Origin of the sequence: Rhizobium sp. GCM10022189, assembly GCF_042656325.1 — a bacterium.
Taxonomy (GTDB): Bacteria; Pseudomonadota; Alphaproteobacteria; order Rhizobiales; family Rhizobiaceae; genus Rhizobium.
Genome location: NZ_JBHSOR010000047.1, coordinates 76252 through 100648, shown reverse-complemented (window position 1 = coordinate 100648; position 24397 = coordinate 76252). Strand labels below are relative to the sequence as shown.

General features: G+C 62.1%; 17 protein-coding genes. 9 read left to right on the top strand and 8 right to left on the bottom strand.

Features of this window, described 5'->3' with window-relative positions; all coding sequences use genetic code 11:
* Window positions 1-86: 86 nt before the first annotated feature.
* Complete coding sequence (locus ACFPWW_RS20515) at window positions 87-248, top strand: hypothetical protein (RefSeq protein WP_377313092.1); 162 nt, start codon at window positions 87-89, stop codon at window positions 246-248.
* Here ACFPWW_RS20515 and ACFPWW_RS20510 read toward each other — a convergent pair whose 3' ends face one another.
* Both ACFPWW_RS20510 and ACFPWW_RS20505 read right to left on the bottom strand, forming a co-directional pair.
* Window positions 249-1037 carry a class I SAM-dependent methyltransferase gene (locus ACFPWW_RS20510; RefSeq protein WP_377313091.1) on the bottom strand — a complete coding sequence of 263 codons (789 nt, stop codon included), beginning with the start codon at window positions 1035-1037 and terminating at the stop codon, window positions 249-251. It lies immediately after the preceding gene.
* A 105-nt stretch (window positions 1038-1142) separates the two neighbouring features.
* Complete coding sequence (locus ACFPWW_RS20505; RefSeq protein ID WP_377313090.1) at window positions 1143-1433, bottom strand: BON domain-containing protein; 291 nt, start codon at window positions 1431-1433, stop codon at window positions 1143-1145.
* 361 nt (window positions 1434-1794) lie between these two features.
* Here ACFPWW_RS20505 and dxr point away from each other — a divergent pair, with 361 nt between their 5' ends.
* Window positions 1795-2970, top strand: a complete 1176-nt coding sequence (dxr, locus tag ACFPWW_RS20500; RefSeq protein ID WP_377313089.1) for a 1-deoxy-D-xylulose-5-phosphate reductoisomerase — start codon at window positions 1795-1797, stop codon at window positions 2968-2970.
* 33 nt (window positions 2971-3003) lie between these two features.
* Here the strand turns inward: dxr and hemA are convergent, their stop codons facing one another.
* Complete coding sequence (gene hemA / locus ACFPWW_RS20495) at window positions 3004-4218, bottom strand: 5-aminolevulinate synthase (RefSeq protein ID WP_112571822.1); 1215 nt, start codon at window positions 4216-4218, stop codon at window positions 3004-3006.
* 343 nt (window positions 4219-4561) lie between these two features.
* Between hemA and ACFPWW_RS20490 the strand changes: the two genes are divergently transcribed.
* The 3 genes from ACFPWW_RS20490 (at window position 4562) to ACFPWW_RS20480 (ending at window position 13099) form a co-directional block, all read left to right on the top strand.
* On the top strand, window positions 4562-4816 hold the full coding sequence (locus ACFPWW_RS20490) for a YMGG-like glycine zipper-containing protein (protein ID WP_112571824.1): 255 nt from the start codon (window positions 4562-4564) through the stop codon (window positions 4814-4816).
* Window positions 4817-4988: 172 nt separating this feature from the next.
* The gene (locus tag ACFPWW_RS20485; RefSeq protein ID WP_377313088.1) at window positions 4989-6914 is read left to right on the top strand and encodes an autotransporter assembly complex protein TamA; all 1926 of its coding nucleotides are present in this window, start codon (window positions 4989-4991) and stop codon (window positions 6912-6914) included.
* Window positions 6915-6991: 77 nt separating this feature from the next.
* On the top strand, window positions 6992-13099 hold the full coding sequence (locus ACFPWW_RS20480; RefSeq protein ID WP_377313087.1) for a translocation/assembly module TamB domain-containing protein: 6108 nt from the start codon (window positions 6992-6994) through the stop codon (window positions 13097-13099).
* A gap of 24 nt (window positions 13100-13123) precedes the next feature.
* Here the strand turns inward: ACFPWW_RS20480 and ACFPWW_RS20475 are convergent, their stop codons facing one another.
* Window positions 13124-13552, bottom strand: coding sequence for an Lrp/AsnC family transcriptional regulator (locus ACFPWW_RS20475; protein ID WP_112571830.1), 429 nt, complete (start codon window positions 13550-13552; stop codon window positions 13124-13126).
* A gap of 131 nt (window positions 13553-13683) precedes the next feature.
* Here ACFPWW_RS20475 and rocF point away from each other — a divergent pair, with 131 nt between their 5' ends.
* The 4 genes from rocF to ACFPWW_RS20455 all read left to right on the top strand — a co-directional run bounded on the left by rocF (window position 13684) and on the right by ACFPWW_RS20455 (window position 18449).
* Window positions 13684-14619, top strand: a complete 936-nt coding sequence (rocF, locus tag ACFPWW_RS20470; RefSeq protein ID WP_377313086.1) for an arginase — start codon at window positions 13684-13686, stop codon at window positions 14617-14619.
* A 13-nt stretch (window positions 14620-14632) separates the two neighbouring features.
* Window positions 14633-15832 carry an ornithine--oxo-acid transaminase gene (rocD, locus tag ACFPWW_RS20465; protein WP_377313085.1) on the top strand — a complete coding sequence of 400 codons (1200 nt, stop codon included), beginning with the start codon at window positions 14633-14635 and terminating at the stop codon, window positions 15830-15832.
* A gap of 350 nt (window positions 15833-16182) precedes the next feature.
* Entirely contained in the window at window positions 16183-17973 is a 1791-nt protein-coding gene (locus ACFPWW_RS20460) for a methyl-accepting chemotaxis protein (protein WP_377313084.1), read from the top strand.
* The gene (locus ACFPWW_RS20455; RefSeq protein ID WP_029868938.1) at window positions 17973-18449 is read left to right on the top strand and encodes a chemotaxis protein CheW; all 477 of its coding nucleotides are present in this window, start codon (window positions 17973-17975) and stop codon (window positions 18447-18449) included. Before ACFPWW_RS20460 ends, ACFPWW_RS20455 begins: the two co-directional genes overlap by 1 nt.
* Window positions 18450-18704: 255 nt before the next feature.
* Here ACFPWW_RS20455 and ACFPWW_RS20450 read toward each other — a convergent pair whose 3' ends face one another.
* The 4 genes from ACFPWW_RS20450 to fdhF form a co-directional block, all read right to left on the bottom strand.
* Window positions 18705-20363 carry an OFA family MFS transporter gene (locus tag ACFPWW_RS20450; RefSeq protein WP_377313083.1) on the bottom strand — a complete coding sequence of 553 codons (1659 nt, stop codon included), beginning with the start codon at window positions 20361-20363 and terminating at the stop codon, window positions 18705-18707.
* A 92-nt stretch (window positions 20364-20455) separates the two neighbouring features.
* Window positions 20456-20701, bottom strand: a complete 246-nt coding sequence (locus ACFPWW_RS20445; RefSeq protein WP_112571840.1) for a formate dehydrogenase subunit delta — start codon at window positions 20699-20701, stop codon at window positions 20456-20458.
* Window positions 20691-21518 carry a formate dehydrogenase accessory sulfurtransferase FdhD gene (gene fdhD, locus ACFPWW_RS20440; RefSeq protein ID WP_377313082.1) on the bottom strand — a complete coding sequence of 276 codons (828 nt, stop codon included), beginning with the start codon at window positions 21516-21518 and terminating at the stop codon, window positions 20691-20693. The genes ACFPWW_RS20445 and fdhD overlap by 11 nt, the downstream gene beginning before the upstream one ends.
* Window positions 21518-24397, bottom strand: coding sequence for a formate dehydrogenase subunit alpha (fdhF, locus tag ACFPWW_RS20435; protein WP_377313081.1), 2880 nt, complete (start codon window positions 24395-24397; stop codon window positions 21518-21520). Before fdhF ends, fdhD begins: the two co-directional genes overlap by 1 nt.

Sequence of the window (24397 nt, the reverse complement as noted above, 5' to 3'; positions counted from 1 at the left end):
CGCCGGGGCTTACTTTTCCGCGCAGGAGGAACTTCGCGATTTCCCCCGCGTTTTAGCGGAAAACACGAGTAACAGGAGTATCCGTCATGCGTATCCGAATGATGTTGCTTGCCATCGGCTGTCCAATCACCTGCGGCCTGCTCGTCGCCGTCAGCTACCAGCCGCACGCCCCCGTTACCGCGCATAAGACCGATCGGCTTGTCGGCGAAAAGGCTCCCGCCGGCTTCCTGAGCGAGCGTTTCGGCTGATCAGCTGAGTGACGGCTTGCGCGCCACGACGTGGAAATATTCCTCCTCTGCCGGCGTCTGGCCGGCGAGCGGGCGACCATCGACCGAAAAGAGCAGCGGCTCGCCGCTGAAGCCGCTTTCCATGAGTTGCGAGCGCAGCTGGCCGGGCGTTGTAGCGTAAACCATGATGCCGAAATCATGGGCGCGATGCAGCAGGATCGCATGTTCGCCATCCCGCTCTTCCAGCGGCGCGAAACGGCGCTCGCGCACCAGTCCCATCGCATGCTTGAGAAGCCGGAAGCTCAGCTTCACCGGATGGTTGGACCAGATGATGGACGAGCGGGCGCGGTTTGCGCCAAAACCATGCCAGTCGCGATTGAATGTCGAGAAAACGAATGTGCCGCCGGCCTTCAGCACACGCGAAACCTCGCGCAGGACCGATCTGCGCCCGTCGGCATCGACGGAATCGATGCCGTTATAGCTGAAAACGACGAGATCGAAGGTGCCGGCGGCAAAGGCCGACAGATCGCGCGCATCCATGTTTTCAAAACGAAGGCCCGGATGGTTCGACCGCGCAAGCGTCACCATTTCAGGCGTATAGTCGATACCGACATAGTGGCTGGCCTGTCTGGCGAGAAGCGCTGCCGTGCGGCCGCCGCCGACGCCAATATCGAGAACGCTGCCGCCTGCGGCATTCGCAAGGCCGATGCCAAACACCGTGCGCTCGCCTTCATTGATGAAGCCGCTGCTGTTGCGATAGTCGCGCCGGGAGAGCGGACTGCTCCATGTCCGGCGATTGATCATTTCCATCTGATGCATCGAAACACCTGACTTTCCGGGGGCTGTGGAATGATCCAAGCCTAGGTCAGGGGTCGGCACGGATAAACTTACATAAAGTTAATGTTCCGTTAATGGTTAATGTCGAACGTTAACCGTCGGGTCCACGAGAAGAATACGGTTGCGAACCGTATGCACGCCCTCCACTGTTCTTGCGATAACCGTTGCGCGCTCGATTTCTTCCACCGTACCGACATGGCCGCTCAAGACGATCTCGTCGCCTTCGGCCGTAACCTCGACATCGGATGCGTCGATACCGCCGGCCACAGCCAGCGCGTTTGCGACCGCAGCTTCCAGCGTCGCGCGATTGGCGTAGTCGGCCTCGGCTTCGGGCTGACGGCCGTGAAATGTCTGTTCCTTGAAGACCATGGTTCTGTCCTCCTCTGTCGTGAGGAAGAAACGCGGCTGACCGCGCTTTGGTTTCGCCTGCCAGCGAAGCCGATAGTTCAAATTGACACGTCACGTCCGCGCGGCCGAAAGCGGATCAGGCACGGATGCGCTCAGCCCGAGATTGGGCAGGTTTTTTGGCTGAAGGCGACAGTACTGGAGAAATCACCGCTCGCAGCGCTGATGCTGCCGCCTGCCGCGCATCGACCGCCTTGTGGCCGAGGCCGACCGCGCGGATCTCTAACCCCCTCTGAGGTTGAAATTTGCTGCACCGCACACTTGCTGCCTTCCCCGATCCCCTGTAGAGCCGATGCCGGATATGCAATTTCTTGCGAAATCGACGATGATGACGAGCAAAACCGCGCTTCGGCGCCTCAGTATCTTCGGTTCGACCGGCTCGATCGGCCAAAATACGCTCAATGTCGTCGATCATCTGGGCGGCCGGGAAAATTTCGAAATTTCCGTCCTGACCGGCCATGGTAACGTGGAATTGCTGGCGCAGCAGGCAAAAGCGTCGGGCGCCCGGCTCGCCGTCATCGCCGATGACCGCCATTACGAATCGCTGAAAAGCGAACTTTCGGGCAGCGGCATCGCGGTCGCCGCCGGCAAGTCCGGCCTCATGGAAGCAGCCGACCGCGAGGCTGACTGGGTGATGGCCGCCATCGTCGGCACGGCCGGCCTTGCGCCGACCCTTGCTGCGGCACGCCGCGGCGCCGATATCGCACTCGCCAACAAGGAATGCCTCGTTTCGGCCGGCGATCTTTTCATCGAGTCGGTGAAAAACGGCGGCGGCAAGCTGTTGCCCGTGGACAGCGAACACAACGCGATCTTCCAGGTGCTGGAGGAGAACCAGCGCCATGCCGTGGAACGCGTCATCCTGACGGCATCGGGCGGCCCCTTCCGCACATCCTCGCTGGAGGAAATGGCCGATGTCACGGTGGAGAGCGCGCGCGCCCATCCGAGATGGTCGATGGGCCTGAAGATTTCCATCGATAGCGCGTCGCTGTTCAACAAGGCGCTGGAAATGATCGAGGCGAAGCACCTTTTCGGCCTGCGCCCCGAACAGGTGGAGGTGATCGTCCATCCGCAGTCTGTCATCCATTCGATGGTCGGCTATACGGACGGCTCGGTGCTGGCGCAGCTCGGTGCGCCTGACATGCGCACCGCGATCGGCTACGCGCTGTCCCACCCGCGCCGGGCAAACCTGCCGATCGAACGGCTGGATTTCGCCAAGCTGGCAAGGCTGGACTTCGAGGCACCGGACGAGAAGCGTTTCCCCGCCCTGCGGCTCGCCCGACTGGCGATGACGCGCGGCGGCGTCCAGGGCGCGGTGCTGAACGGCGCCAAGGAAGTCGCGCTCGAAGCCTTCATTGAGGGCCGCCTGCCCTTCCTCGCCATGGCCGAAATTACCGAAAAGGTGATGGATGATCTCACCGCCCTGCCGGCGGCCGCGACGATGGACGATGTCTTCGCCGCAGACAAGGAAGCCCGGCAGCGGGCTGCCGGGCTCATCCGGTAAAAAGCCGGTCCTGAAAAATCTGGCGCCGTGGCGTCAAGCGACGTGACGGGCGAGCGCGCAACGCGACCAGAGCGAATGCAGCGCGCCGACGAGATGCTCGATGTCGGCATCCGAATGCAGCGGCGTCGGCGTGATGCGCAGGCGTTCGGTCTTCTTCGGCACCGTCGGATAGTTGATCGGCTGGACATAGACGCCGAAATTGTCGAGCAGCAGATCCGAGATCCACTTGCACTTGGCGGCATCGCCAACCATGACCGGCACGATATGGCTCGGGTTCGGCATATGCGGAATGCCGCGCTGGTCGAGCAGGCCGCGCAGCTTGCGGACGCGATCCTGATGGCGCGCGCGCTCGAACGGGCTGACCTTGAGATGCCGGATCGACGCGACCACGCCGGCCGCCAGCGACGGCGGCAGCGCCGTGGTGAAGATGAAGCCCGACGCAAAGGAGCGGATGAAATCGCAGAGCGCCGCGGAAGCGGCAATATAGCCGCCCATGACGCCGAAAGCCTTGGCGAGCGTGCCTTCGATGACGGTAATACGGTCCATCAGGCCTTCGCGCTCGGCAATGCCGCCGCCGCGAGGACCGTACATGCCCACGGCATGCACTTCGTCGAGATAGGTCATGGCGCCATATTTGTCGGCGAGATCGCAGATTTCCTTCATCGGCGCGATATCGCCATCCATCGAATAGACGGATTCGAAGGCGATGAGCTTCGGCGCCTTGGGATCGGCAGCAGCGAGCTTCGCCTCGAGGTCTGCCACGTCATTGTGCTTCCAGATAACCTTCTCGCACTTGGCGTAGCGGATACCCTCGATCATCGAGGCATGGTTGAAAGCATCGGAGAAGATGATGAGCCCGGGAATCTTGGCGCCGAGCGTGCCGAGTGCCGCCCAGTTGGAAACATAGCCGGATGTAAAAGTCAGCGCGGCTTCCTTGCCGTGTAGATCCGCTAGTTCCTGCTCGAGCAGAACATGGTAGTGGTTGGTGCCAGAAATATTCCGGGTGCCTCCCGCACCCGCGCCACAGTGATCGATGGCTTCTTTCATCGCCTCGATCACCTTGGGGTGCTGACCCATGCCGAGATAGTCGTTAGAACACCAGACGGTTACTTCCTGCTCGCCATTGGCCGTGTGGCGCGTCGCGCGCGGAAAATTGCCGCGATGGCGTTCCAGATCGGCAAAAACGCGGTAACGGCCTTCAGTGTGAAGCCCATCCAGCTCGTTTTTGAAAAACGCTTCGAAATCCATCATATGCTCCAGTTCGTACGGCTGTTTGTTGCTGAGACGGCAACCGCACGTCAACCCTTGGTCCCTGCTTTATCATCAACTGCGGCAAAAGGCGCAGACTTTTGAATGATTCCAGATAAAAAATACGCGAGTCGCGCCCAAGGAATTTGATCGGCGTCAATTCCGCGGAAAAATCCTCGAAACTCCTGCTTTAATCGTGGAAAGAAACCCGCGCCTTACGAAAAAAGGCTTGATGACGGTAGACAAGCCCTTCTTGCGACATAGTTTCCGGGCTAGCCTGAAGAAAAAACAGGCTAGGGACGACATCCGCCCGCTGGGGCGCCAAGAACCTCGGAGAGAAGAGATGAGAAAAGTCCTCGTACTCGCACTGATCGGCCTTTCGATCGCAAGCTGTACACCCACGCAGCAAGGTGCCGGCATCGGCGCGGCTTCGGGTGCCGTCATCGGCGGCGTAGTCACCGGCGACGTGCGCGGCGCGGCCGTCGGTGCAGCGATCGGCGGCGTTTCGGGCGCGCTGATCGGCAGGGTCGCGGAGCAGCCCGGCCAATGCTATTACCGTGATCGCTACGGCCGTCGCTATATCGACGATTGCCGCTGAGATCTGCAATCAGGACGGAAAAATGGAAATCCCGGATCGTCGTCCGGGATTTTTTTGTACTAAATTAGTGCGCCGACAATTTAAATTGGTACACGTGGCGCGATTTTGCCGCTAAGCTTGCGCTCGGCTGGGCAACGCAGAGCTTCATTTTAGTGTAACCCAAAAGCAGCGGATGCGGATTAGAGGGACGGGCCTGAAAACGGGTATTGCGTATAAAGCAGGCGCCATGCTGGTGGTTGCAGCAGCGGCTGCATTTTCACCGGTCCTCGTGAGCAAGGCTTACGCATTCAAGCTTTTCGGCATCACCATATTCGGCAAGGACGAGGACGAGAGCCTGCAGGTGCCCGATCCCGTGCGCTATGACGTGGTGCTCGAGACCGGGACGGCCGACAGCGATCTCAAGAAGGCGCTGGAGGACAGTTCTCGCCTGGTCGGCGACAAGAACCTTCCGGTTTCCGGCGATCTCGGCGTCGTCGTGAAAGCGCGCGACGACCGCGACAGGCTGATCGCCACACTCTACGAAAAAGCGCGCTACGGCGGCGTCGTGACGATCACCGTCGACGGCCGCAACCTGGACGACCTGCCGCCGAACCCGACTTTCGATCGCTCAAAACCCATCCCGGTCAAGGTGGATATAACGCCCGGCCCGGTCTTCACTGTGAACGAGGTGCAGTTCGGCGGCGACGCTGCGCATCGAAATCCCGCCGATTACAATCTGGCGCCGGGCGCGCAAGCCGGTTCGCTCGCCATCATCAAGGCCGGCGATACGATCGTCGACCAGTTGAAGGGCGAAGGAAGGCCGTTCGCCAAGCTGACCGAGCGGCGCGTCGTCGCCGATCACAGCCGCAACACGGTCGATATCGTCCTCGCTGCTGAAGGCGGTCCGGTTGCTCCGATCGGCAAGGTTGGCGTGACTGGCGAAGAAAGGGTCGAGCCGGAATTCATCCAGCGCTATTCGCGCCTGGAGAAGGGCGAAGCCTATTCGCCCGAAGGCCTGAGAAAGGCAGGCGAGCGCCTGCGCGCGCTCGGCGTCTTTTCAAGCGTGACGATCCACGAAGCCGACGCGCTGGCCGCCGACGGCACCCTGCCCATGACGATCGAGGTTTCCGAAGGCAAGCGGCGTTACCTCGGCATCGGCGCGCAATATTCGACGATCGACGGCTTCGGCATCAATGGCTATTGGGGCCACCGCAACCTGTTCGGCGAAGCCGAATCGCTGCGCATCGAAGGTGCCGTCTCGCGCCTCGGCGAAGCGTCCGATTTCGGCGATCTCGATTACTCCGCCGGCATCCTCTTCACAAAACCGGGCTTCATCCATCCATCCGCCACCCTGAAGGCCGGCATCGTCGCCAAGACCCAGAATCCGGATGCCTATAATGCCAGGCTGATCACCGCCTCGCTCGGCCTCTCCTATGAATTGACCGATCAGGATACCTTGTCGGCAGCCGGCGAGCTGAGCTTCGAGAATGACGACGACGCCTTCGGCAACAACAACTACCTGACCTTCACGCTGCCGATCACCTATGATCGCGACGCCCGCGACGACAAATACAATCCGACCGGCGGCTACCACGCCACGCTATCGGCAAAGCCCGGCTACGAGTTCATGAACGGCACGGTCTATTCGGCCTTCGAGGGCTCGATATCGGGCTATCTCGGCCTCGGCGCGGAGGATCGCATCGTGCTCGCCGGCAAGCTTGCGGCCGGCACGCTGATCGGCGGCGGCGGTGTCGAGCAGATTCCGGCAACCCAGCGCTTCTTTGCCGGCGGCGGCGGTTCGGTGCGCGGCTACGGTTATCAGGAAATCTCGCCCTATAACGAAAACGATGAGGCCACGGGCGGCCGCTCCTATGTGACCGGCTCCTTCGAAGCGCGCATCAAGATCACCGATACGATCGGCATCGTGCCCTTCATCGATGTCGGCACGGTTTCGGACAGTATTGCGCCTGATTTCTCCGATATCAGGGCCGGTGCGGGCGCCGGGATCCGCTATGCAACGCCTTTCGGGCCTCTGCGGCTTGATTTCGCCGTGCCACTGAACAGGTACGATGGTGGGACGGATTATGGAATCTATGCCGGCATAGGCCAATCATTCTAGGCCAATCACGGAAATGGCCGATTTCGCAGTATTTTCCGGCCTGTGAGCTGTCATGAAAACGGGATAGTGTCCGCTCTATGCAAATGTTGGCGAAAATCATGAACTGGATCATGCGGCTCCTTGGCTACGGGCTCGGCGCTGCGATCATTCTCGCCGTCATTGCGCTGGCGATCTTCGGCTTCACCTCTTTCGGTGCCCGCATCGTCACCGAAAACGTCGCTTCCGCCCTTTCCAACCGCGATATGACGATATCGGTGCGCGAACCCGAAGGCCTGCTGACCGGCGGCCTGCGCGCAGCCGAAATCACGCTCTCGGATACGCGCGGCACATTCGCGGAAATCCGCGGCATCGCCATCGACTGGAACCCCTTGGCCCTGCTGACGGGCACCTTCCACGCCAGGCAGGTCTCCGTCGCCTCCATCGACGTGCGCCGCCGACCGGTTCGCACCCTGCCCTCCAGGCCGGCTGCGGCAGGGGAAGAGAGCGGCGACGGTTTCCGGCTGCCGCTGAAGGTCGATGTCGAACACATCGCCCTGCCCGATATTTCGCTCGCAGCGCCGCTGACCGGCCGCGCCTTCTCGCTGGCCGCAACAGGCAGCCTAAAGGCCGATGGCGATGGCGGGGAGGCGCTGATCAACGTCAACCGCCACCAGGTTCCCGAGGCCAAACTCTCCGCCGATGTCGCATTTACCCCGGCAAGCGGCCATCTGCGGCTGAACGCCCAGCTGGCCGAGCCGCAGGGCGGCCTGCTCGCGGGTTTCCTCGGCCTGCCCGGCAGCCCGGCGGTCAATATCGCGCTTAACGGCGAAGGGCCGATCTCGGACTGGAACGGCAAGCTGCAGGCCGCCCTCGACGGCCAGCAGCGCGCCTCGCTTGAAGGCAAGCACGCGATCACGCCCGACGGCCTGCATCATCTCGACCTCAAGGGCGGCGGCGACGTGAGCTCGCTGCTTCCCATGGCATTCCGGCCGCTTTTTGCCGGCCAGACGAACGTCGATGTCTCGGCGACCTTCGACAATCATGGCAAGATCGACATTCAGACCGGCAATATCGCAACCGGCAGCGTCGTCATCGCCGCATCCGGCACGCTCGATCCTGCCGGCAACAACAGCCTGAATGCCAATGTGCTCGGCACTTCGGGTCCGGTCGATTTCCGCTGGCCGCTTGCCGATGACGAAGCCCGCTTCATGATTTCAGGCCTCAATCTGGCGATGACCGGACAGGCCCAGGCCGTGCGCATCAACGCCAGCGGCTCGCTGGATTCGGCGACAATGCCGCAGGCCGATATCGGCAACGTCAAGCTGACGGCCAAGAGCGATGCCTTCAATCTGGCCAACGGCGCCGGCGATATCCAGCTGCGCCTTGTCGCCGGAGACGCGACATTCACCGAGCCCAACCTCAACCGTGCGGTTCGCGGACCGATCACGCTCGTCGCTCCGCTTCAGATTTCGCGCAACGGCATCGGCTTCAACGGCACGACCATCGAAAGCGCCAATATCGGCGCCGATCTCAACGGCTCCTACGGCCTGGCCGACAATACGCTGACCGGCAATGCGAAATTTACCGTCCAGCCCGCCGCCCTGCCGCCGGCCATCGCCGAGAAATTCGATGCGCCGATCAGCCTCGAAACCCAGGTTGCCGGCACCATCCCGTCGAAGGTCACGCTCTCCAACATCACGCTCGCATCGCCGACCGTCGAGGCAACCGGCAATGTCGCCCTCGAAGAAGGCGCGCTGACGGCCGACCTTGCCGGCAGACTTCCCGATATCGGCAAGCTTCTGTCGGGCACGAGCGGAGAAGCCGACTACAGCGTCAAGGCAAGCGGAACGCTTCCCGCACTTGCGCTCACCGCCAGCGTGAAAGCCGCCACCCTGCAGATGGCCGACCGCACGGTCGGCAATCTCAACATCGACCTGACGGGTTCCGCCGATCCTGCCGCGCCGAAGGGCCGGATCGCCGCGACCGGCACGATCGACGGTCAGCCGATCGGCATCAATGGCGACGTCAAGTCGGAGAACGGCACGATTTCCATTCCCGCGCTGACAGCGGAGGTCGGCAGCAACCGCCTGGCTGGCAACCTCACGCTTTCGTCAGGCATGACGCCGGCAGGGGCACTGACTTTCGACTTCCCGGACATCAGCCTGCTTGCCGCCCTCGGCGGTCAAAAGGCGGAAGGCGACCTCAAGGGCTCCGTCGACATTGCCGGCAGCGACGGCAGGATCGCACTCAAGGTCACCGCCAACGGCAGCGGCATCCACCGCGACACGCTGACGATCGCCAGACCGACCATCGACATAACCGTCAGCGATCTCCAGGCTTTTGCCGCCAACGGCACGATACGGGCCGACGAATTCAGCGCCGGTAGCAACAAGCTTACTGGCATTGCGCTTGATTTCGTTCAGCAGCAGACCCGCACCGACTTCAAGCTGGACGCAGGTTATGACGGCAATCCGCTGGAAGCGGCCGGCAGCGTGCAGTCTGCAGGCGGCATGATCGACCTCCGCCTCGATCGTTTCGCCGCAAAACCGCGCAACATTCCCGTCGAACTGGCGTCACCCGCACAGGTCAACATCACCAGGGGAGTTGCCAGCCTGAACGGCCTGACCGTGAAGACTGGCAAGGGTTCGGTCGCGGTTACGGGCTCTGCCGGCGAGACGCTGAAGCTCGATGCCGTCATCACCGACCTGCCGGCAAGCCTCGCCAACAGTTTCGTTCCCAACCTTGCCGCCGATGGCACGATTTCCGGGACGGTCAATGTGACCGGGACACCGGCCGCCCCGACAGTCAATTTCAAGCTCGACTGGAAGGATGCCGCCACCAGCCACACGAAAGGCGCCGGCCTCGACCCTCTCGGCATCTCGACATCGGGTATTTTCGCCGACAACAGGCTGAATTTCGATGGCGACGTGAGCGGCGCTGACGGGCTTTCCCTGAAGGCGGCGGGCGACATTGGCCTGGCAGATCCGAACGGCCCGGCCCTGAATGTCAACGCCGATATCGCCCGCCTGCCGGCCAGGATCGCCAATGGCTTCGTTCCCGGCCTTGCGGCCGAAGGTACGGTTTCAGGAACGGTCACGGCAACGGGCACACCCGCAGCGCCGGCGGCTGATTTCAAGCTAAACTGGAAAGGGGCCGCGACGAGCCAGACAAAGACGGCCGGACTTTCCGGTCTGTCGCTCGATGCATTCGGCAGGTTTGCCGACAGCAGGCTCGATTTCGACACGGCGCTCGCCGGCAAGGGCGGATTGTCGCTGAAAGCCCGCGGCAATGTCGCTGTTACCGGAACGACGATCGGCAATATCAAGGTCGATGCCGAACTTGCGAATGTGCCCGCCAATATCGCCAACGGTTTCGTGCAGGATCTCGATGCCGGCGGAACGATTTCCGGCACGGCCTCGGCATCCGGCACGCCGGCCGCGCCGACCGCGGATTTCAAACTCACCTGGCAGGACGCCACGACGCGGCACATCAAGACAGCCCGCCTGACCGGGCTCGACCTTGCCGCCACCGGCCATTTTGCCGACCGCAAGCTCGATTTCGATGCCAGTCTCGCCGGACCGAAGACCCTGACGCTGAAGGCGACGGGCAATGTCGAGCTTGCGGGGACCGCCGTGCGCAGTCTCAAGGTCGATGCCGATCTCGCAAACCTTCCGGCCAGCCTTGCCAACGGCTTCGTCCCCGATCTCGGCGCCGAAGGCACGATCTCCGGCAAAGCGTCCGCCTCCGGCTCGCTGCCGACACCGGCCGTCACCTTCGACCTTGCCTGGGCGAATGCGGCGACACGCCAGACCAGGAGCAACGGGCTCACCGACCTCTCCGCCAGGGCCACCGGCAAATACGAAAACAACAGGGTCGATTTCGACGCCAATCTCGGCAGTGGCAATGGCGCCCTTCTGAAGGCGAACGGCGGCGTAACGATCGACGGCACCGCCATTCGCGACCTCGCCGTCAACGCAGACATTGCCGGCCTGCCCGCAAACCTGGCCAACGGCTTTGTGCCCGGCCTTGGCGCCGAAGGCACGATCTCCGGCAGCGCCATTACCTCAGGCACGCCGGCAGAGCCGGTGGTCGATTTCAAGCTTGACTGGACGAATGCTGCCACGCGCCAAACGAGGACCGCCGGTCTTTCCGGCCTGGCGCTTGCCGCATCGGGCAAATATGTCAGCAACCGTCTCGATTTCGACGCCAGTTTGAATGGCAGGGGTGGCGTCTCGCTGAAAACCGCCGGCAATCTCGCATTGGCAGGCACCACGGTCCAGGCTATCGATGCCAGGGCCGACATCACCAATCTGCCGGCAGCGGTGGCGAATGGCTTCGTCCCGGACCTCGGAGCCGAAGGCATCGTCACGGCAACGGCAACTGCCTCGGGTGCGCTTACCGCGCCGTCGGCCGATTTCAAGATCGATTGGAAAAACGCCGGGACGAGACACACCAGAACGGCCGGGCTGTCCGGCCTGACGCTTGCCGCCTCCGGCAAGCTCAGCAGGCAACGGCTGGATTTCGACGCCAATCTCAACGGCAACGGCGGCGTCTCGCTGAAGGCAACGGGCAATCTCGCGATCGCCGGCACGACCATCAGGGGGATGAACGTCAAGGCCGATATTGCCAATCTGCCGGCGGCCGTCGCCAACGGTTTTGTCCCGAACCTTGGCGCATCGGGCGCCATCTCGGCAACGGCCACCGCCTCCGGATCGCTTCCGCTGCCCGCAGTCGATTTCAAGGTCGACTGGAAAAACGCCGAAACCAGCCAGACCAGGAGCGCCGGCCTTGCCCCGTTTACGATCGGTGCGAACGGCAGGCTCGCCGACAGCCGCCTGACGGTCGATACCAGCCTTGCCGGCGACGGCGGGCTGTCCCTGAAGGGAGGCGGCAATCTGGCTATGACGGGCAATCGTGCCATGTCGATGCGTTTCAACGGCAATCTCCCCTTTGCCGTTCTCGGTGCGCAGCTCGCCCAACAGGGGCTCGTCGCCGAAGGAATCGCGAACGTCAATCTCGAGGTCAGCGGCACGACGGCAGCACCCATCCTCCGGGGAACGGTGACGACAGATGGCGCAAAACTGATCGACGTGCGTCGTAACCTTGCCCTTGAAGGCCTGGGAGCAACCATTACGTTCAACGGACAGCAGGCTGTCATTTCGCGGCTGAACGGCCGCCTGGCCAGCGGCGGCTCGATCTCGGCAAGCGGCTCGGTCGGCATCAGCGGCAACTTCCCGGCCGACCTTTCCATCCGCCTGGACCGTGCCGTCTATGTCGACGGCACGCTGGTTGTCGCAACCGTGGACGGCGCGCTCGGCCTGAAGGGGCCGCTGCTTTCCAATCCGACGCTCAATGGCAAGATTCACGTCGACAAGGCGTCGATCACAGTGCCGGAGAGGCTTCCGACATCGCTGCGTGAAATCGATATCCGCCACATCCACGCGCCGCCTGCGGTGCTCGCCCAGCTCAGGGACAATGCACAACGGCAGCCACGCGAAAGGTCCTCGACCATCATGCTGGATATCCAGCTCGACGCGCCCTCGCAGATCTTCGTGCGCGGCCGAGGCATCGATGCGGAAGTCGGCGGCAACATCACGATCCGCGGCTCGGCTGCCGCACCGCAGGTCGCCGGCGCCTTCACCATGCGGCGCGGCCGTCTGACCATCCTCAACCGCCGTCTCGATTTCTCCGACCGCAGCCGCATCACCTTTGCCGGCGACCTGACGCCGGCCCTCGACATGGAGGCCACGTCCACGTCAGGCACGACGACGCTGACGGTCGATGTCACCGGCCTCGCAACCGATCCGGCCATCACCTTCTCCTCCTCACCTGCCCTGCCGCAGGACGAGGTGCTGGCCCAGCTGATCTTCGGCCAATCCATGTCGCGCCTGTCGCCGGTCCAGATCGCCCAGCTTGCCGATGCCGTCAGCCAGCTCGCCGGCAATCGCTCCACCTCGCTCTTCGAGGGTTTGCGCAACCAGCTCGGCGTCGACGACCTCGACATCAGCACCGACGAAAGGGGCCAGACCAGCGTCAGCGTCGGCCGTTATCTCAACGAGCGGACCTATTTCGAGCTGCAGCAGGGCGGAGAATCGGGCGCCAAGGCGATCATCAATCTCGATGTCGGGCGCGGCGTGAAGCTGCGGGGTGCTGCCGGCGGCAAGGGCGACGGCGAGGCCGGTATCGTCTATGAACACGAATACTGAGGCCGGCCTGGAATTGAGGCAGGGCTAGAAGCTCGCCTTGCTGGTCTTCAGCAAGATGTTGGTTTCGGTCGTGTTGATGCCGTCGATGAGACGTATACGGCGGAGGGTTTCATCGAAGGATACGAGGTCACGATCCTCAAGTTCGGCGACGAAATCCCATTTGCCGTTGGTGCTGTGCAGCGCGCGCACCTGCGGCAGGCCGCGGAGTTGGGTGGCGACCTTGTCGGCAAGTTTGCCATGCACTTCGATCATGACGATCGCCCGAACGCCGGCCGAACGGGTCTCATGGCCGGTGCGGATCGTGAAACCGGCAATCGTGCCGTTTTCGACCAGCCGGTCGATGCGCGCAGCAACCGTCGCCCGCGATGCGCCGGTCATGGCGGCAAGCGAGGAGACGGAGATTCGCGCATTGTGGCGAAGTGCGCTCAGAAGCTCGTTGTCGAGATCGTCCATGGTTTCGCTTTGTCAAATTAGCTTTATCAATTTGCGCAATCATATTCCATTTCTGACACTTTTCCATCTATTTGCCGCCGCCACTTTATCCCACTATCGGCCGAAACAGGCCTCACAACGGAGCCCTCGGAATGGAAGCACAATCTCGATCTGTCACCCTCATCGGCGTTCCCCTTGAGGAAGGTTCCGGCCGCAGGGGCGCCGGCATGGGGCCGACGGCATTGCGCATTGCAGGCGTCGACAGGGCGCTGATCGATCTCGGGCATGACGTCATCGATGCCGGCGACCTCGATGTCGTGCCGGCAAGGGACCTGCCCAACCATCCGAAGGCACACAATCTTCGCACCGTCGGCGCCTATACGCGCGCGCTTGAAGCCGCTACCTACGACGCCGCGAGATCCGGCCGCTTCCCGCTGATCCTTGGCGGCGACCACAGCCTTTCCATGGGCAGTGTCTCCGGCATGGCGCGCTATGCGGCCGAGAAGGGGCGTCCGCTCTTCGTTCTCTGGCTCGACGCGCATTCGGATTTCAATTCGCCGGAAACCTCGCCGTCAGGCAATATTCATGGCATGCCGGTCGCCTTCTTCTGCGGGCTCGCCAATCTTGCCGAGATCCTGCCCGGGGATCGTCCGCTGGTCGACCCGAAGAAGGTTTTCCAGGTCGGCATCCGTTCGGTCGATGCCTCGGAACGGCAGGAAATCCGCAAGCACGGCGTCAATGTCTCCGACATGCGTTCGATCGACGAGACCGGCGTAGCGGCGATCATCCGCCAGATTCTCGAAACGGTCGAGAAGGCGAACGGCCTGCTGCATGTCAGCTTCGACGTCGATTTCCTCGATCCCGATTTTGCGCCCGGCGTCGGCACCACCGTCCCCGGCGGCGCCACCTTCCGCGAGGCGCACCTGATCATGGAGATGCTGTCCGACAGCGGCCTCGTCTCCTCGCTCGACCTCGTCGAACTCAATCCTTTCCTTGATGACCGCGGCAAGAGCGCCCGCATCATGGTGGAGATGACGGCAAGCCTCTTCGGCCGCCGCATCTTCGATCGTCCTACACGCGCCGCATAAGGGAGCACCGGCCATGAACATCTCGTCGAACCTCATTGCTACCGAACAGCGTCTTGGTGCCAACAACTACAAGCCGCTTGATGTGGTGCTGACGCGGGGGGAAGGTGTTCATGTCTGGGATACGGACGGCAAGCGCTACCTCGATTGCCTCTCGGCCTATTCCGCCGTCAACCAGGGCCATTGCCATCCGAAGATCCTGGCCGCCATGGTCGAGCAGGCCGGCCGCCTGACGCTCACCTCGCGCGCCTTCCGCAACGACCAGCTCGCCTATCTCTATGAGGAGCTTGCCGCACTGACCGGCTCCCACAAGATCCTGCCGATGAATTCGGGCGCGGAAGCCGTGGAGACCGCCATCAAGGCGGTTCGTAAATGGGGTTACGAGGTGAAGGGCGTGCCGGAAGGCCAGGCCGAGATCATCGTCTGCGCCAACAATTTCCACGGCCGCACGCTCAGCATCATCAGCTTCTCGACCGATCCTGACGCGCGTGCCGGCTTCGGACCCTATACGCCGGGCTTCCGCATTGTTCCCTTCGGTGATGCCGAAGCCTTCGCGGACGCCATCAATGCCAACACCGTTGCGGCATTGATCGAGCCGATCCAGGGCGAAGCCGGCGTCATCATCCCGCCGGCCGGTTATTTCACCCGCGTGCGCGAACTTTGCACGGCAAACAACGTCACCCTCATCCTCGATGAGATCCAGACCGGCCTCGGCCGTACCGGCAAGCTGCTCGCCGAAGAACACGAGGGTATCGAGGCCGACGTGACGCTCATCGGCAAGGCGCTTTCCGGCGGCTTCTATCCGGTCTCGGCCGTGCTCTCGAATTCCGAAGTCCTCGGCGTGCTCAAGCCCGGCCAGCACGGCTCGACCTTCGGCGGCAATCCGCTCGCCTGCGCGGTCGCCCGCGCGGCCCTGAAAGTGCTGACCGAAGAAGGCATGATCGAAAACGCCGAGACGATGGGCGCCTATTTCCTCGAAGGCCTGCGCTCCATCCGCTCCAATATCGTCAGGGACGTGCGCGGCCGTGGCCTTATGCTTGCGGTCGAACTGGAGCCGGAAGCCGGCGGTGCCCGGCAATATTGTTACGCTCTCAAGGATCGCGGCCTTCTCGCTAAGGATACGCATGACCACACGATTCGCCTGGCGCCGCCGCTGGTCATCACCAGGCAACAGGTCGACTGGGCGATTTCACAAATTGAAAAGACAATAACCTAAAGCAAAATCGCCGATCATCTTACAACCGACGCTGATTAACCTCGGGATATCTCGGGTTTAATCTGCACAAATCCGTGAAAATCGGCCGAAATTCGGCAGAAATTGGATTTGGTTACTCATTATTAACGAAGAAATTATACCTAAATCATGCGATTAGATTTCAGTTCCGCATCTAGGGCCACGGGGCGGGTTTCGCAAATGCATTGAACCGATCCGCCGCACTTGCGAAGCAGGACGGATTTTCAAGTATTGCCGGATATACTGCAGTTTTACTGTGGCCCCGTCATGCCCGAAATCCGAACCATTCTCCGAGACATCGGCTGGTCGCCATCACGTATCGGAGAATTGAAATGTCATTGTTTTCGCTGGGCGCGACATCGGATTCGCGCGCGATCGTCGTCGCTCTCATGAAATCGCAGGCGACGATCGAATTCGACCTGCAGGGAAAGATCCTGAACGCGAACGAGAATTTCTGCCGAGCGTTGGGCTACAAGCTCAGCGACATTGTCGGCAAGCATCACAGCATTTTCTGCGAACCGGATTACGTCGCCTCCCCCGCCTACCGGGAATTCTGGCAGAAGCTCGGCAGGGGAGAATTCGATGCCGGCGAATATAAGCGCATCGGCAAGGATGGCCGCGAGGTCTGGATCCAAGCGAGCTACAACCCGCTGATGTCGGGTGGCAAGCCCTACAAGATCGTCAAGCTGGCAAGCGACGTCACCGCCGCCAAGCTGAAAGCCGCCGACGCCGAAGGCAAAATCACGGCCCTTTCGCGGGCTCAGGCTGTCATCGAATTCACACCGGATGGCGAGATCCTGGAGGCGAACGACAACTTCCTCTCGGTCATGGGGTACCGGATGGAAGAAATCCGCGGCAAGCATCACAGCATTTTCTGCGAGCCGGCCTATGTGCGCTCCGAAGCCTATAAGGAATTCTGGAAGACGCTTGCCGCCGGCCGGTTCGTCGCAGAGGAATTTCTGCGGATCGGCAAGGGCGGCAAGGTCGTCTGGATCCAGGCGTCCTACAATCCCATCTTCGACATGAGCGGCCGCATCTTCAAGGTGGTCAAGTTCGCGACCGACGTCACCGCACGCGTGCGTGCCGTCGACGATCTGGCAACCGGCCTGACGGCGCTTGCCGAGGGCGACCTGACGAAACGGATCGAAAATCCTTTCCCGCCCGCGCTCGAGAAAGTCCGGACCGACTTCAATGCCGCGATCGACAGGCTCGGCGACGCCATGCGCACGGTCCTCGACAACGCCGAGGCGATCGCCAGCGGTGCCCGCGAGACCAAGGAAGCTGCCGACGTACTGTCCAAACGCACCGAGCAGCAGGCGGCAACCGTCGAAGAAACCGCTGCCGCACTGGATCAGATCACCCAGACCGTCGCCGACAGTGCCGGCCGGGCTGCCGAAGCAGGCGGCCTTGTCGCGGAAACGAAGCGCGGCGCCGAGCATTCCGGCAATATCGTCCGCAGGGCGGTCGACGCCATGGGCCAGATCGAGAAATCCTCGCACGAGATCAGCAACATTATCGGCGTGATAGACGAGATCGCCTTCCAGACCAACCTGCTGGCGCTGAACGCCGGCGTCGAGGCGGCCCGCGCCGGTGAGGCCGGCAAGGGTTTTGCCGTCGTCGCTCAGGAGGTTCGTGAACTCGCGCAGCGCTCGGCGAGCGCCGCCAAGGAGATCAAGGCGCTCATCACCACCTCCTCGGAGCACGTAAAAAGCGGTGTCGATCTTGTCGGCCAGACCGGCCAGGAATTGGAACGGATCGTCGTCCAGGTCGGCAATATCGACGTCAACGTGACGGCGATCGTCGAGTCCTCCCGCGAACAATCGACCGGGCTTGCCGAAATCAACAAGGCCGTCAACATCATGGATCAGGGCACGCAGCAGAACGCCGCCATGGTGGAAGAGACGACGGCGGCAAGCGCCCGGCTTTCGTCCGAAACCGAAAACCTTCGCAATCTCGTCTCACAGTTTAGATTTGGGCAACACTCTTCCGCTAAAGTCATCGATAACCGCAACGATGCTTCGCCAGGTGCAAAGCCATCGCATGGTGGGAAGGCAAAGCTCGTCCGCGCCAATGGTGGCGCATCCGCTTCTGCCCTGGCTTACGATAGTTGGGAAGAATTTTAATGGCCACGATCAACTCTACTAGCTTCAGCGGCGACACGCTCGAAATCATTGCCTTCCGCCTGCACGATCAGGAATTCTGCGTGAAGACCACGACCATCCGCGAAATCCGCGGCTGGGCGCCTTCGACGCCGATCCCGCACTCTCCGGCGGACGTCATCGGTGTTATGAACCTGCGCGGTTCGGTCATCCCGATCATCGACCTGGCCTATAAGCTCGGCATGAAGAGCACCGTCGCCAATGAACGCAGCGCCATTGTCGTCGCCGAAGTGCACAACATGGTCATCGGCATGCTGGTTGACCGCGTTTCGGACATTCTGACGATCTCTTCCAGCCAGGTGCAACCCGTTCCGGAAGTTACCGCGTCCTTCGACCGTGCCTTCTGCGAGGGCATCATCGCTTCCGAAAACGGCATGATCTGCTTCCTGAACCTCGCAAAGATGTTCAAGGAAAACGAGACGGACGAACTGGCCGCCTAAAAGCCGAATTGCACGGCATGAACGAAAAACCGCCCCCTCAAGGGCGGTTTTTTGCTGGTCGGGATCTCGTTGCGCGCCGGCATAAGGTCCGCCGTCAGATCTCGTTGAGACGGCGGCCCCGACACCAGTCTTGTCAGGCATTGCACGATTGCTGCTGCAATGAAGCGATGGTCTGAAAAACCGGGCGGGAGACATGTCTCCCGCCCGGTCCTCTCCAACTCCAGCCTTTCAGGAACTCCCCGCGAGGAATTCCTTCTAGCCGAACAATGCCAGGGTTGCCTGCAGCGTCACCCAGACGCCCCAGAGAAGGGGAATTCCGACCACGGCCCAGGCAAGCGCCGCCTTGGCGTCGAGGCCGCCTGTACCGATGCCGAAGGAACCGGTCGGCCCGGCATTTGCAGCCGCAGTCTTCGCCTGAAGAGCGGCGACCTCCTCGTCCGCCATGAACCATTTGTCGGTGAGCGGCCGGACAAAGGCATTGGCGATCAGGCCGAGCGCCAGCATGCAGGCAAGAATATACATCGTGCCTGTATAGAGCGCCGGGCCGGGTGCTACGCCGGCGGCGATCTGCGCCTCGCGGATATAGTTGACGACGACAGGGCCGACGATACCCGCCGTTGCCCAGGCCGTCAGCAGCCGGCCATGGATGGCGCCGACGAACTGCGTGCCGAAAATATCGGCGAGATAGGCGGGAATGGTCGAGAAGCCGCCGCCATACATCGACAGGATGACGGCGAAGGCCAGCACGAAGAGGGCCTTGTTGCCCATATCTGCGAGCGTTGGAGCCGCAGCATAGAGAACGATGCCGAGAATGAAGAAAGTATAGTAGGTGTTCTTGCGGCCGATCTTGTCGGACAGGGAGGCCCAGAAGAACCGTCCGCCGATGTTGAAGAGCGACAGCAGGCCGGCAAAGCCGGCAGCAATCGTCGCAATCGACGCCTTCTGGCCTGCATCAAGCTGCGCAAAACCGACATCCGGCAAGCCGATCAGCGAGCCGGCGAAGATTTCCTGCAGCATGGGCGACGCCATGCCGATGACGCCGATGCCGGCCGACACGTTGAGGCAGAGCACCGCCCAGATCAGCCAGAATTGCTTCGTCTTGTGCGCATCGCGCAGGTGCACGTGCTTGGTGGTGATCATCGTGCTCTTGGCGGCGGGCGGCGTCCAGCCTTCCGGACGCCAGCCGGCCGGCGGAATGCGGTAGCCGAACGCTCCGCCGAGCATGAACACGAAATAGATGATCGCCATGGCGATGAAGGTCTGCCAGACGCCGACGGACGTGTCCGTCTTGAACGTGTTCATCAGGATATTGGCAAGCGGAGCGCCGATCATCGCGCCGCCGCCGAAACCCATGATCGCCATGCCGGTTGCCATGCCACGCCGGTCCGGGAACCATTTGATCAGCGTCGAAACCGGCGAGATATAACCGAGACCAAGGCCGACGCCGCCGATCACCCCGGCGCCGATCCACATGATCCAGAGCTGGTGGGAAATGACCCCGAAAGCAGCGATGATGATGCCGCCGCACCAGCAGCAGGCCGAGACGACGCCCGCCTTGCGCGGTCCGACCCGCTCCAGCCAGCCACCCCATATGGCAGCGGACGAACCGAGCAGCACGAAGAAGAGCGTATAGATCCAGCCAAGATCGGCAACGCGCCAGTCGCAGGTGGTGGTAAAGAGTGCCGAGGCAAGCGTCAGGTCCGGGCAGACGGTCGATGCCGCAATGCCGAGAGATTTCGACAGCGGCAGCCAGAACACGCTGAAGCCGTAGGCCATGCCGATGCAAAGATGGATGGCAAGTGCGGCCGGCGGCACGAACCACCGGTTGAAGCCGGGTCTTGCAATGATTCTTTCGCGATCCAGCAGGCCCACGCCTGCCAATACGTCGCCTGAACTTGTATCCGCTGCAGTCATGAACAACTCCTCCTTGTTTCAGACCTTGTTGCCACAGGCGTATGTGCAAGCGGGTTGATCCCACTTCCCCTCATTCACACGCCGATGTTGGTTTACCGAAGCTGGTTTTGCGCCGGCTCCGGTTTGCGGATCAGAGGCACGGCCTGCAGCACGAGTGCATCGAGGCCGTTATCTTCCTTCTCCAGAATTTCGAAGAGTTGCCGCCGCATGCGCGGCTCCCAGAATTTGTTGATATGGGTCGCAACTCCCTGCACAGCCTCGCTTTCGGGCTGGGTTTTGAAGAAGGTTGCGATCTGGTTTGCCATATAGACGAGCTTGGTCTTGGTATCATGCGACATCGGCGATGCTTCCGGGCGACAGGCGATGCGGGTGGGTGAAAATCTCGAAATCATGGCCGCGCACGAGGGCAACCAGCGTCATGCCGGCCTCTTCGGCCGTGCGGATGGCGAGCGCGGTCGGCGCGGAAATGGCGATCAGCACGGGTGCGCCGAGAATTGCCGTCTTCTGAACCATTTCGACCGACAGGCGACTGGTGACGACGACGGCGCCGGAAGCGCCGGCCGTCCCCGCCCTGATGATCGCGCCGCACAATTTGTCGAGCGCATTGTGCCGGCCGACATCCTCGCGCACCGCGACCAATCCCTTGCCGGGAACATAGAAGCCGGCCCCATGCACTGCCCGCGTCTCGCGATGCAGCGGCTGGGAATCGTTGAGCAGCGCGGTCGCCTTGACGATATCGGCATGCGACAGCGATAGCCCGGCCCGGGAAAGATCCGGCACGGCGCGGACCGCCTGCTCGATCGATTCGATGCCGCACAGGCCGCAACCGACAGGTCCCGCCATGCTGCGCCGCCGTTTCCTCAGCGCATCCTCGACATCGTCGAGAAGCGTCACCTGGACATCGACACCCTTCTCGTCCTCGAGCAGCTCGATGCCGGCAACCTGGCTGCGATCCGTGATGATGCCTTCCGTCAGACTGAAACCGACTGCGAAATCCTCCAGATCGTCGGGCGTACCCATCATCACCGCATGTGTGCTGCCGCCATAGGAAAAGGCGATCGGCACTTCTTCGGGCACGATACGTTCGCCCCGCATCATGACGCCGCCCTTGCGGGCGACCTCCTTCACGGCGATCCGGGTCGGCCTTTCCGTCATTATTCGGCGGCCTCCATCTTGCCGGCGATGCGGCGGGACCGGCGGGCCTGCTCATCATATTCGACCTGCCAGTCGGACGGCCCGTTGGACGGCGATACCTGCACCGCCGTCACCTTGTATTCCGGGCAGTTCGTCGCCCAGTCGGAGAAATCGGTGGTGATGACGTTTGCCTGCGTATCCGGATGATGGAAGGTCGTGTAGACGACGCCGGGCGCCACGCGATCGGTGATCAGCGCGCGAAGCGTCGTATCGCCGGAACGGCTGCCGAGCTTGACCCAGTCGCCGTCACGAATGCCGCGCTGTTCGGCATCGTGCGGGTGGATTTCCAGTCGGTCTTCCGAGTGCCAGACGACGTTGTCGGTACGGCGCGTCTGCGCGCCGACATTATACTGGCTGAGAATGCGGCCGGTGGTCAGAAGCAGCGGGAAGCGCGGCCCGGTGCGTTCGTCGGTCGCCACATATTCCGTGCGGATGAACTTGCCCTTGCCGCGCACGAATCCGTCAACATGCATGATCGGCGAGCCGAGCGGATGCGCTTCGTTGCAGGGCCACTGAACCGAGCCCATTTTTTCGAGATAGTCGTAGGAAACGGAAGCGAAACTCGGCGTCGTCGCGGCAATCTCGTCCATGATTTCGGAAGGATGCGCATAGTGCCAGTCGAGGCCCATGGCCTGTGCGAGATTCTGCGTCACTTCCCAGTCGGCATAACCGTTGCGCGGGGTCATGACCTTGCGCACCCGGTTGATGCGGCGCTCGGCATTGGTGAAAGTGCCGTCCTTTTCCAGGAAGGTCGAACCCGGCAGGAAGACATGGGCGTAATTTGCCGTCTCGTTGAGGAAGAGATCCTGCACGACCACGCATTCCATGGCAGCGAGGCCGGCGGCGACATGCTTGGTGTCCGGATCGGACTGGAGGATATCTTCGCCCTGGATATAGATGCCTTTGAACGAACCGTCGACGGCGGCATCCAGCATGTTCGGGATGCGCAGACCCGGCTCGTTGTTGATCTTCACGCCCCAGAGTTTCTCGAAAATATCGCGCGTCGCATCGTCGGAGATATGGCGATAACCCGGCAGCTCGTGCGGGAAGGACCCCATGTCGCACGAGCCTTGCACATTGTTCTGGCCGCGCAGCGGGTTCACGCCGACGCCCGGACGGCCGATATTGCCGGTCGCCATGGCAAGATTGGCGATCGCCATGACGGTCGTCGAGCCCTGGCTGTGTTCGGTTACGCCAAGGCCGTAATAGATGGCGCCATTGCCGCCGGTCGCATAGAGCCGGGCGGCACCGCGCACGTCTTCCGGCTTGACGCCGGTGAATTTCTCCACGGCCTCCGGGCTGTGCTGCGGCTCGGCCACGAACGCCGCCCAGTCCTCGAATTCCGACCAGTCGCAACGCTCGCGGATGAATTTCTCATCGCAGAGACCTTCGGTCACGATCACATGCGCCAAAGCGGTCAGGATCGCGACATTGGTGCCGGGCTTCAGCGGCAGATGGAAGGATGCCTCGACATGCGGCGAGCGCACGATATCGGTGCGGCGCGGATCGATGACGATGAGCTTGGCGCCCTGCCGCAGCCGCTTCTTGAGACGCGAACCGAAAACCGGGTGGCCGTCGGTCGGGTTGGCACCGATGATAACGACGACGTCCGACTGTTCGATGCTGTCGAAATTCTGCGTGCCGGCCGAGGTGCCGAAGGCCTGACCGAGACCGTAGCCCGTCGGCGAATGGCAGACGCGCGCGCAAGTATCGACATTGTTGTTGCCGAAGCCGGCGCGGACCAGCTTCTGGACAAGATAGGTCTCTTCATTGGTGCAGCGGGACGATGTGATGCCGCCGATCGCTTCGCGGCCATATTGGTACTGGATACGGCGGAACTCCGAAGCGACATGCGCATAGGCCTCATCCCAGCTCACTTCGCGCCAGGGATCCGTCACCTTCTCGCGGATCATCGGATTGAGGATGCGGTCCTTGTGGGTCGAATATCCATAGGCAAAGCGGCCCTTGACGCAGGAATGGCCGCGGTTGGCCTGTCCGTCCTTCCACGGCACCATGCGCACCAGTTCCTCGCCGCGCATTTCCGCCTTGAAGGAACAGCCGACGCCGCAATAGGCGCAGGTCGTGACCGCCGAATGTTCCGGCTGGCCGATTCGGATGACCGATTTTTCCGTCAGCGTCGCCGTCGGGCAAGCCTGCACGCAGGCGCCGCAGGAAACGCATTCGGACTCCACGAAATGCTCGTGCATGCCGGGCGAGACGCGCGAACCGAAGCCGCGCCCCTCGATCGTCAAGGCGAACGTGCCCTGTACTTCCTCGCAGGCGCGCACGCAGCGCGAGCAGACGATGCATTTCGACGGATCATAGGTGAAGTAGGGATTGGATTCGTCCTTCGGCATCCATTTCAGATTGATCTCGCCGCCATTGCGTGCCCTGACGTGGTTGTCGCCCTCGTAGCCGTAGCGCACGTCGCGCAGCCCGACGGCGCCCGCCATGTCCTGCAGCTCGCAATCGCCGTTGGCAGCACAGGTCAGACAGTCGAGCGGATGGTCGGAAATATAAAGCTCCATCACGCCACGGCGGATGTTCTTCAGCCGCTCCGTCTGCGTATGGACGACGATGCCTGGAGCCACCGGCGTGGTGCAGGAGGCCGGAGTTCCGTTGCGGCCGTCGATCTCGATGAGACAGAGGCGGCAGGAGCCGAAGGCATCGACCATATCGGTCGCGCAGAGCTTCGGCACCTGAATGCCGGCCTCCATCGAGGCCCGCATGATCGAGGTACCCTCGGGGACTGTCACCTGCCTGCCGTCGATGGTCAGCGTCACCATCGTTTCGGATTTGGAGGCCGGCGTTCCGTAGTCGATTTCGTGAACAAGAGACAT

Coding starts and splice junctions, on each gene's coding strand:
- ACFPWW_RS20515 (WP_377313092.1), top strand. CDS start 87: ATGCGTATCCGAATGATGTTGCTTGCCATCGGCTGTCCAATCACCTGC.
- ACFPWW_RS20510 (WP_377313091.1), bottom strand. CDS start 1,037: ATGGAAATGATCAATCGCCGGACATGGAGCAGTCCGCTCTCCCGGCGC.
- ACFPWW_RS20505 (WP_377313090.1), bottom strand. CDS start 1,433: ATGGTCTTCAAGGAACAGACATTTCACGGCCGTCAGCCCGAAGCCGAG.
- dxr (WP_377313089.1), top strand. CDS start 1,795: ATGATGACGAGCAAAACCGCGCTTCGGCGCCTCAGTATCTTCGGTTCG.
- hemA (WP_112571822.1), bottom strand. CDS start 4,218: ATGGATTTCGAAGCGTTTTTCAAAAACGAGCTGGATGGGCTTCACACT.
- ACFPWW_RS20490 (WP_112571824.1), top strand. CDS start 4,562: ATGAGAAAAGTCCTCGTACTCGCACTGATCGGCCTTTCGATCGCAAGC.
- ACFPWW_RS20485 (WP_377313088.1), top strand. CDS start 4,989: ATGCGGATTAGAGGGACGGGCCTGAAAACGGGTATTGCGTATAAAGCA.
- ACFPWW_RS20480 (WP_377313087.1), top strand. CDS start 6,992: ATGCAAATGTTGGCGAAAATCATGAACTGGATCATGCGGCTCCTTGGC.
- ACFPWW_RS20475 (WP_112571830.1), bottom strand. CDS start 13,552: ATGGACGATCTCGACAACGAGCTTCTGAGCGCACTTCGCCACAATGCG.
- rocF (WP_377313086.1), top strand. CDS start 13,684: ATGGAAGCACAATCTCGATCTGTCACCCTCATCGGCGTTCCCCTTGAG.
- rocD (WP_377313085.1), top strand. CDS start 14,633: ATGAACATCTCGTCGAACCTCATTGCTACCGAACAGCGTCTTGGTGCC.
- ACFPWW_RS20460 (WP_377313084.1), top strand. CDS start 16,183: ATGTCATTGTTTTCGCTGGGCGCGACATCGGATTCGCGCGCGATCGTC.
- ACFPWW_RS20455 (WP_029868938.1), top strand. CDS start 17,973: ATGGCCACGATCAACTCTACTAGCTTCAGCGGCGACACGCTCGAAATC.
- ACFPWW_RS20450 (WP_377313083.1), bottom strand. CDS start 20,363: ATGACTGCAGCGGATACAAGTTCAGGCGACGTATTGGCAGGCGTGGGC.
- ACFPWW_RS20445 (WP_112571840.1), bottom strand. CDS start 20,701: ATGTCGCATGATACCAAGACCAAGCTCGTCTATATGGCAAACCAGATC.
- fdhD (WP_377313082.1), bottom strand. CDS start 21,518: ATGACGGAAAGGCCGACCCGGATCGCCGTGAAGGAGGTCGCCCGCAAG.
- fdhF (WP_377313081.1), bottom strand. CDS start 24,397: ATGTCTCTTGTTCACGAAATCGACTACGGAACGCCGGCCTCCAAATCC.